Below are 8,151 nucleotides of genomic sequence, written 5' to 3' on the forward strand. Positions count from 1 at the left end.
ATCATCATTGGTAATGTCTTTTAATTCTCCCTCTTATATGTTTAAACTTTAAGAGGGCTAGACTATTCCCATACACCTCTATATCTTTACTCATCGGAAATCATACTTAATATCCATTCTATCCATCGTCTAACTGTGCTAGAACGTCTATCAGCAGTTGTATTACTTAAATTTGAATTACAGGATAAAATTATTTTAATAATTTCATTTTTATCCGGTATTTCACCATTTGAAAGGGTAGATTGAAAAGTTTTATAAAAAACCTCATATTGTAAAATTTTTCTTATAAAATATAGTATTTTTATTTTATGCCTTTTTTTTAAGTATTCTGTAGTTTCATCAGTTAATTTAAAGTTGATTTCTTTGGTATTTATGTCTTGATATTTATCAACAAATCCAAGATATCTAGCAGCATCAGTATAATAAGTAGTCTGTCGTTGATCAAATTGATAATTTGCTGTAATCTCTTCCTTTGTAAGCTCTTTATTTAATAAAATTGTGAGTAAATCTATAATTCTTGCAAATGTATTTGCTTGTGGAAGTGTAATATTTGTTGGTTCAGGAGCTATCGTAATAGATTTAAATATTTCAGATACATCATCATGAGTTATTATTTCGGGTGCTATAACATAATTTTTTTGTTCTACCAACTTTATAGAATTGTAATCTAATAAATTCTCAAATTTATATATAAAGAAGCTCAATATATTACTAGAATTAGAGTAAGTCATTAAAACTGGAATTACCTCTTTTGTTCTAATTTTATTAGACCATAGTTGATATGGATAATAAAGCTGCCTAATTAAAAAATTATCCACATCATATAATTTAGCTTCCACTAATACAAAATAATTTTCACTCTCAAACCCTGCATCTATTTCACACTGAGAATTATCAACTTCAATTTGATACTGTTTATTATCTACTGTATCTTTTATAAAGAATTTAAACTTACCTGTAGACATGCGACCATAAACAGTTTGTTTAAAAACTTCTCCATCACTATTGATTAAATTATCTATAATATCTATATTGAAAGCACAACTTAAAGCTGCACTTTCTGAAAAGAGATTACAATAATCTATACTTTCTATACTGGAAGGAAACTCAACAGGAGTAGGTTCTAAACAAGCGTCATAATCAACATTTAAATAAGTATCAAATCTGCCTATTATATATTTTTTTCTGGAAATAGGTAATATAGATAGCTTATTTTGCTCAAAAATTGTAGGCAAAGTATCATAATGGTCAAACTTAGCCATTAACCTACTTTCTCGGAATTCATTAATGCTATTTGACTCTATCTCAAAATAGCCTATTTCATGTATTTTTTCTAGAATAGAGTATTTTTCAAATAGCGCTTCCCAAGCAATATCATTTTTGGTTTTTGGTTTTTTAATATTTTTATTACTCATAGTTTTTTACTAAAATTTCATCCACTTTACCTCTTTTCTTACCATTACAATTTATCGCTCTTATAGCTGAGATTTTTGTGTGCAGATAATCTTTATATAGGTCTTCGATAAATTCTGTACAAGCATTGCTTAATAAAATATGACAACCCCTACTATTTAGATCATCAAATACCTCTTTTAATCTTCTCTGTTCCTGTTTATTGAAACCGTTAACATCGTAGCCAGTAAAAGAAGCAGTTTCGGAAACTGGATCATAAGGAGGATCGAGATATATAAAATCTCCTCGTTTTGCATCTTTAACAGCTTCTTGAAAATCAGAGTTTAATATTCTAACTTGATTTTCATTTAAATATTTATTAACTGCTTTTAAAACAGCTATATCTAAAATATTTGGATTTTTATATTTGCCAAAAGGTACATTAAATTGACCTTGAGAATTAACTCTAAATAACCCATTATAACAAGTTTTATTTAAGAAGATAATTCTGGATGCTCGTTGAACTTCTGTTTTAGACTTAAAATTCTTTTCTCGATCCCAGTCTCTAATATCATAATAATAATATTCATTATTTTTGTGATTTTTTAAATCCTCAATTAGTTCATCTAAAGAATTTTTAATTATTTTGTAACAATTTATCAATTCAGCATTACTGTCATTAATAACAGCTTTTTTAGGTTGCAAACTAAACAAAAGCGCACCACCACCAATAAAAGGCTCGTAGTAGGTTTGAAGATTATAATTTTTAGGCAGGTGATTGGCTAGAATTGTCGGCACAAGCTGTCTTTTTCCTCCTGCCCACTTTACAAAGGGTTTGACTAACGGATTAACTGATACCATTTTATGACCTGTAAATTATTAAGTGACAATAGTTTATTGATACTATTGTACTATATAATTGATATTTTCGTCTAGAATCCAGATTATACTATATTTTTTGGGAAAATCTGGATTTTTGAGAATTATTGGATTATTCCCAGTTTAATTGACATTCATCTTGATCAAATTCCCAATCAATACATACATCAGATATGGAGTCTATCGAATTTATCATATTAAAAACTTGAAGTTTATCTTCTTGTTGATATAAGCTAACAGCATATAAAATAATAGCAGCTAACCAAGCATCAAGTCGTCTAGCAAATTCAAGTGTCCAATCATATCTTTCTTCAACAGTAGGTTGATAATTAATCACAGAAGAATCTGTTGATTTATGTGATGGAGGGTAAGGGAGTTGAATCAATCCAGGTAAAACACCTAAAATATGAAATTCAGTTTCATTATCACTCACATCAATTAATTGCCACTTAGTATTATTTGAGTATAAAGGCATATTAAAAAATAAATAATTTCCTCGTTCGTAAGTGTTACATATATTCCATATATCCCAAGATCGTAAAGCTTTTACTAGCATTTTCTGCCATCGGATATAAACATCAGGTATTTGCAATATATCAATTGATAAATTTAAACTTAGTAAACTTTCTCTATGATTATAAAATTCTGATTCCTCATTAGAAATAGCTTCTGGTAATTTATTCCATTGAATTTTAGAGTCATCTTCAGAAAATTGTAATGATTGGCAAACGTCAAATAATGTAGGATGAGCATTTATATTTGCAATGAGATTTAGCCTATCTTGTTTTGAAAGGAGATTAGCATCATAAATAATAGCAGCCATTAACCAAGAATCAATTATTCTAGAAAAGTTTAAAGTCCACTCGGATCTTTCTATGGGAATAGGCTGATATCCATATAAAGGTTCTGGATATCCATGTTCCTGCAATTGATTTACTCTGAAAGCTGGTGGAAGAGGAATTAAGTAAAGTATTTCATGAGATAATAATGACCAACTTTCTCTAAACTTATTAAGTTCAATATTTCCCCAGTTAAACCCAGAAATGAACTCTGTCGGATTACTAAAAAATAAAATTTCTCCCATTTCATCGGTATTGCAATTATTCCAGAATTTTTGTGAACGAATCTGCTCTAGAATACATCTATGAGAATCCACATATTTGTTAAAAATGATATTTTGTAACTGTTTTGAAACCATGATCTGTTATGTATTATGAAATTTTAGAACATCAATAATAATATTATAGGATTATTGACCATCCTGTAACAAAATATCCAACTTGTTCAATAACCATTGCACAGCACTTTTCACATCTGCAACTTGTTCTCCTGGGGGTACAGGTGGACGATTTACCATCACCACCTTTATCCCTAGTTTCCTAGCGGCGATAATTTTGGGATATGTGGCACTACCACCGCTATTTTTGCTGACAATGGTATCTATATTGTATTTGAGGAGAATTTCTTGTTCGTTTTCTAAACTAAAGGGACCGCGATCGCATAAAATTAATCCAGGTGGAACGACAACATCAGCATTTGGTGGATCAATCATCCTCATTAAAAACCAAATTTCCTGTAAATGTGCAAAAGTCGCAATTTCTTGTCTACCAATTGTTAAAAATACTCGTTTAGCTTGATTTGCTAAAACAGCAGCAGCAGCCAAATTATTTTCTACTTCTAACCAATAATCATCCTTGAGTTTTTCCCAAGCTGGACGAATTACCATTAATCGAGGAATACCTACTTCCTGAGTCGCTGCGGCTGCATTCTCAGAAATTTGATTAGCAAAAGGATGAGTAGCATCAATTAATATATCAATTTGCATTTCTCGCAGATAAGTCACCAATCCGGCTACACCACCAAAACCGCCTATTCGCACATTACCCACAGGAGTAGCAGGTTCACGGGTACGACCGGCTAGAGAGGAGATAGCCTCAATACCAGGAATATTTGCTACCTTAGCAGCTAATTCTACCGCATCACCAATTCCACCGATAATTAAAACCCGCAACATATCAATTTAAGACAAATGGGATTAAAGCCAGCAGTTTAAGTTTAACTAATACTAACCAGTTTCTCTGTGTTCATTGACTAGTACCGCAGGGCGGAATTAAAAATTAACAATTAAAAATTAAAAAGCAGATTGTATAAGCTTTTTAGGGACTTTTAATGGTTATCTTACTTACGCTGTACTGTACTAGATTCTAAAGTTTTAACTTGATTTTGGAGTTTTTCTAAAGTTTGTAAATGGGATTGGTGCAATGAATTACCTAGCCAAATCAAACTTCCACTAAATAAAGTTACTGTAATAACTAAAATACCTGTTAACAATTTCACTTGTAAATGCAGAAGTTTTATCTGATTAATTTGATTTTCCTCTGGAAGCTGAGAAATAGAAACTAAATTGAGATTTTCATTTTCTGTCATCACCTCTAATCTCTTTTCTTCTACTCTTATAAATGTAACTTTACCTTGCAGCCATCCAGTAATCAAATCAGGGCAATTTTTCTTAAACCATTGCCAAGCCAGTATTTTAAATGCAGGTTTAGATATTTTAGTCATAAATTTTAGAGTTTTATTGAGAGTTCCAAACTTAAATTTTTGATTTACTAAATTAGTTGAACCAACATCATAGAGACAATCCATGATGGATTTAATTGTAATTTCTTCCTGATAAATCAAAGTTTTTACTAATAACCTAAGTTCATTAATTAGTTGTTTCTCTTTCTCTTTCTCTTGAGACTGTTGTGTTAAATGATTTGATATTTTTATTGATTTAGACATATTTCAATAATAAATTTTGAAGTTTTCCACGTTTTCCTCATACCAAGTCACGTTAATTCAGGAAATGAGATAGAACTGACAAAACGACCTACTTATCTACCCTGGTTTCCTGTTCCTCATTCCCTCCCTTAAAAGCTAGTACCGCAAGGCGAAAGTCAAAAGTCAAGCCTAAGACGGTATAGGCTTTTGGGCGATTTAGAATGGACGTTTGACGTAGCTCAGTTGAGCCGTTGGTTTATTTACGCCCTTGTGTACTAGTTAATATCCTGGCAAATCTAAGGCAATTAATAACGCTTGCTCCAAATGTGCCATGACAACTTCAGAAAGTATTCCTCTTAAACGCAAAAAGCGGGTTTTAGATAACACCCGTACCTGATCTGCCATGGCGATTGAGTCTTTCTTGAGTCCGCCATCTGGTGATAAAATTAAAACTTGAGTAGGGTAAACTCGCTTTCCGTCTTGATAGGTGGTACAGGGTACTGCTAAAACGACTGGGCTGGATAGATTAATTACATCGCGACTAACAATAATCACTGGACGAGTTCCTCCCTGCTCCGAGCCTTCAGTCATTTCTAGACGCGCATCATAAACCTCACCCCTTCTCATCTTGGCGATTCCCCTAACTGCAACGCCTCCCACTGCGCGGTAGCAAATTCTACCTCTAGTTTTAAGACCTCTGCTTGATAATCTGGATCATTAGCCATTTCTGCCAATGCGGCATCAATTTCGGATCGCTTTTGTAAGGCTAGTTCCCTTCGTAAAGCCTGAGCGACAAAATCATTCCGACTTTTAGCTTTCCCTTCCATAACTGCTTTATCTGTAGCTTCTAGCAGTTCTCTGGGAATGGTTAATGTCGTGCGAACGGTTTCTGTTTTCATAGAGCGTTCATTATTTGATGACTGAAGTGATGTCTTATATCATATCGTTTTACGCATCAATTTAGTAAATTTAAGTTGGTCATTAGTCATTGGTTAGTAGGGGCGAAGCATTTGGAAGATAAATTATCGGTCATTGCCAAAAATAATTCTCCAAATGCTTCGCCCGTACAGTTGTCAGTAGGGGCGAAGCATTTGGAAGATAAATTATCGGTCATTGCCAAAAATAGTTCTCCAAATGCTTCGCCCGTACAGTTGTTAGTTGTAAAACTCTTGGTTATTTTTTGATTTACTTTTCAATTTAGCACCTAAAATACCCCAAATTGTGGCAATCTGAGAAGTATAACCGCTGGCAATCTGATATTTTAGCTACAGAAAATCTACCTATTTAGATTATGCAAACTCTGCCGACTTTGGAAATTACCAACACTACATCTAGTCAACCAACCTTTGATACCACCATCAAACGCCGCAAAACCCGCGCTGTACAAGTGGGAGATGTCACCGTTGGAGGAGGATATCCAGTGGTGGTACAGTCAATGATTAATGAAGATACTCTGGATATTGATGGTTCTGTCGCTGGCATTCGTCGTCTCCATGAAATAGGCTGCGAAATTGTCCGCGTCACTGTTCCTAGTATTGGACACGCTAAAGCACTGGCGGAAATTAAACAAAAATTAATTCAAACTTACCGTGATGTGCCAATTGTAGCCGACGTACATCACAATGGCATGAAAATCGCCTTGGAAGTTGCCAAACATATCGAAAAAGTGCGAATTAATCCAGGTTTGTATATATTTGAGAAAGCAAATACCAGCCGCACCGAATATACAAAAACTGAATTTGACGAAATTGGCGAAAAAATCCGCGAAACCTTAGCACCGCTGGTAATTTCCTTGCGTGATCAAGGTAAAGCTATGCGAATTGGCGTAAATCATGGTTCTTTGGCGGAAAGAATGCTATTTACCTATGGTGACACCCCGGAAGGGATGGTGGAATCTGCCTTAGAATTTATTCGCATTTGTGAATCTTTGGATTTTCATAATGTCGTAATTTCCATGAAAGCCTCACGAGTTCCTGTCATGGTGGCTGCATATCGGCTTATGGCTAAACGCATGGATGATTTAGGCATGGATTATCCTCTTCACCTGGGCGTGACAGAAGCAGGTGACGGGGAATATGGCAGAATTAAATCTACTGCGGGTATTGCCACATTATTGGCTGACGGTATTGGTGACACAATCCGCGTCTCTTTGACAGAAGCACCAGAAAAGGAAATTCCGGTTTGTTACAGCATTCTGCAAGCTTTGGGTTTGCGGAAAACAATGGTTGAATATGTGGCTTGTCCTTCTTGCGGACGGACTTTATTTAACCTAGAGGAAGTGCTGCACGTAGTCCGGGAAGCTACTAAACATTTAACAGGTCTGGATATTGCTGTGATGGGTTGTATTGTGAATGGACCTGGCGAAATGGCCGATGCTGACTATGGATATGTTGGTAAAAACCCTGGTTATATTTCTTTATATCGTGGTCGGGATGAAATTAAAAAAGTTCCAGAAGCCCAAGGTGTAGAGGAATTGATTAATCTGATTAAAGCCGACGGACGTTGGGTAGATCCTTAATTAATAAAATTTTTACTTCTGTCTCTCCGGTGAATTACTTAATTTTTTATCTGACCGCGAATAACCCAAAGATAGAAAATTAGTAATTTTGCAGGAGACGGAAGGTTTATCGCAGATGAAGATCTAACCTCAACGGAACGCCAGCAATCTTGAGATCAGGGATTCTAAAATTTTTTCAAAAAACCCCTTGCTATTTTCTTTAGTCTTGTGATATATTAACAAGAGTGACTTAATAAATTTTAGATGGACAATTTTGGAATCATCCGCACTCGAAAAGTCTAAAATCTCAAGTTCACATTTACGGGACGTAGCGCAGCTTGGTAGCGCGCCACTTTGGGGTAGTGGAGGTCTAGGGTTCAAATCCCTACGTTCCGATTTATGCAAACTTTAATGATGGCACATTCTTCTCCTTCAAGTAAATGTTTGTGCGGAATACTGCTTTTGATGGTTGTATGTCTCTGATACTTTTAACCGAGACATTCCCCGACATCTGAGATATCGTGAATATCTAGTATAACATCACCAACTGAGTTAGTGAAGGTGGTATCCCACATTGCCTTAGAACATAATTCTAATGGCTCTTGATTGTCTATCAACGA

At 34.5% G+C, this 8,151-nt stretch carries 9 protein-coding genes and 1 tRNA gene; 3 read left to right on the top strand and 7 right to left on the bottom strand.

The window, feature by feature from the left end; all coding sequences use genetic code 11:
* Window positions 1-86 precede the first annotated feature (86 nt).
* From PN450_RS22005 to PN450_RS22035, 7 genes are all read right to left on the bottom strand, one after another.
* Window positions 87-1,415, bottom strand: a complete 1,329-nt coding sequence (locus PN450_RS22005) for a type II restriction enzyme (RefSeq protein WP_271837563.1) — start codon at window positions 1,413-1,415, stop codon at window positions 87-89.
* Window positions 1,408-2,253: a DNA adenine methylase gene (locus PN450_RS22010; protein ID WP_027402257.1), complete on the bottom strand. Its 846-nt coding sequence runs from the start codon at window positions 2,251-2,253 to the stop codon at window positions 1,408-1,410. The genes PN450_RS22005 and PN450_RS22010 overlap by 8 nt, the downstream gene beginning before the upstream one ends.
* 130 nt (window positions 2,254-2,383) lie before the next feature.
* Window positions 2,384-3,469, bottom strand: coding sequence for an alfin (locus PN450_RS22015; protein ID WP_271837564.1), 1,086 nt, complete (start codon window positions 3,467-3,469; stop codon window positions 2,384-2,386).
* Between the two features lie 51 nt (window positions 3,470-3,520).
* Window positions 3,521-4,285, bottom strand: a complete 765-nt coding sequence (locus PN450_RS22020; protein ID WP_271837565.1) for a cobalt-precorrin-6A reductase — start codon at window positions 4,283-4,285, stop codon at window positions 3,521-3,523.
* A gap of 164 nt (window positions 4,286-4,449) precedes the next feature.
* The gene (locus tag PN450_RS22025) at window positions 4,450-5,055 is read right to left on the bottom strand and encodes a hypothetical protein (RefSeq protein WP_271837566.1); all 606 of its coding nucleotides are present in this window, start codon (window positions 5,053-5,055) and stop codon (window positions 4,450-4,452) included.
* A 258-nt stretch (window positions 5,056-5,313) separates the two neighbouring features.
* Window positions 5,314-5,661, bottom strand: coding sequence for a type II toxin-antitoxin system PemK/MazF family toxin (locus tag PN450_RS22030; RefSeq protein WP_015078916.1), 348 nt, complete (start codon window positions 5,659-5,661; stop codon window positions 5,314-5,316).
* Window positions 5,658-5,933, bottom strand: coding sequence for a ribbon-helix-helix domain-containing protein (locus tag PN450_RS22035; RefSeq protein WP_015078917.1), 276 nt, complete (start codon window positions 5,931-5,933; stop codon window positions 5,658-5,660). The genes PN450_RS22030 and PN450_RS22035 overlap by 4 nt, the downstream gene beginning before the upstream one ends.
* A gap of 75 nt (window positions 5,934-6,008) precedes the next feature.
* Between PN450_RS22035 and PN450_RS22040 the strand changes: the two genes are divergently transcribed.
* The 3 genes from PN450_RS22040 to PN450_RS22050 all read left to right on the top strand — a co-directional run bounded on the left by PN450_RS22040 (window position 6,009) and on the right by PN450_RS22050 (window position 7,927).
* Window positions 6,009-6,218, top strand: coding sequence for a hypothetical protein (locus PN450_RS22040; protein WP_271837567.1), 210 nt, complete (start codon window positions 6,009-6,011; stop codon window positions 6,216-6,218).
* A gap of 107 nt (window positions 6,219-6,325) precedes the next feature.
* The gene (ispG, locus tag PN450_RS22045; RefSeq protein ID WP_015078918.1) at window positions 6,326-7,552 is read left to right on the top strand and encodes a (E)-4-hydroxy-3-methylbut-2-enyl-diphosphate synthase; all 1,227 of its coding nucleotides are present in this window, start codon (window positions 6,326-6,328) and stop codon (window positions 7,550-7,552) included.
* A gap of 301 nt (window positions 7,553-7,853) precedes the next feature.
* A tRNA-Pro gene (locus PN450_RS22050) sits at window positions 7,854-7,927 on the top strand.
* Window positions 7,928-8,151 lie beyond the last annotated feature (224 nt).

The sequence above is a fragment of the Dolichospermum lemmermannii CS-548 genome, assembly GCF_028330815.1.
Taxonomy (GTDB): domain Bacteria; phylum Cyanobacteriota; class Cyanobacteriia; order Cyanobacteriales; family Nostocaceae; genus Dolichospermum; species Dolichospermum lemmermannii.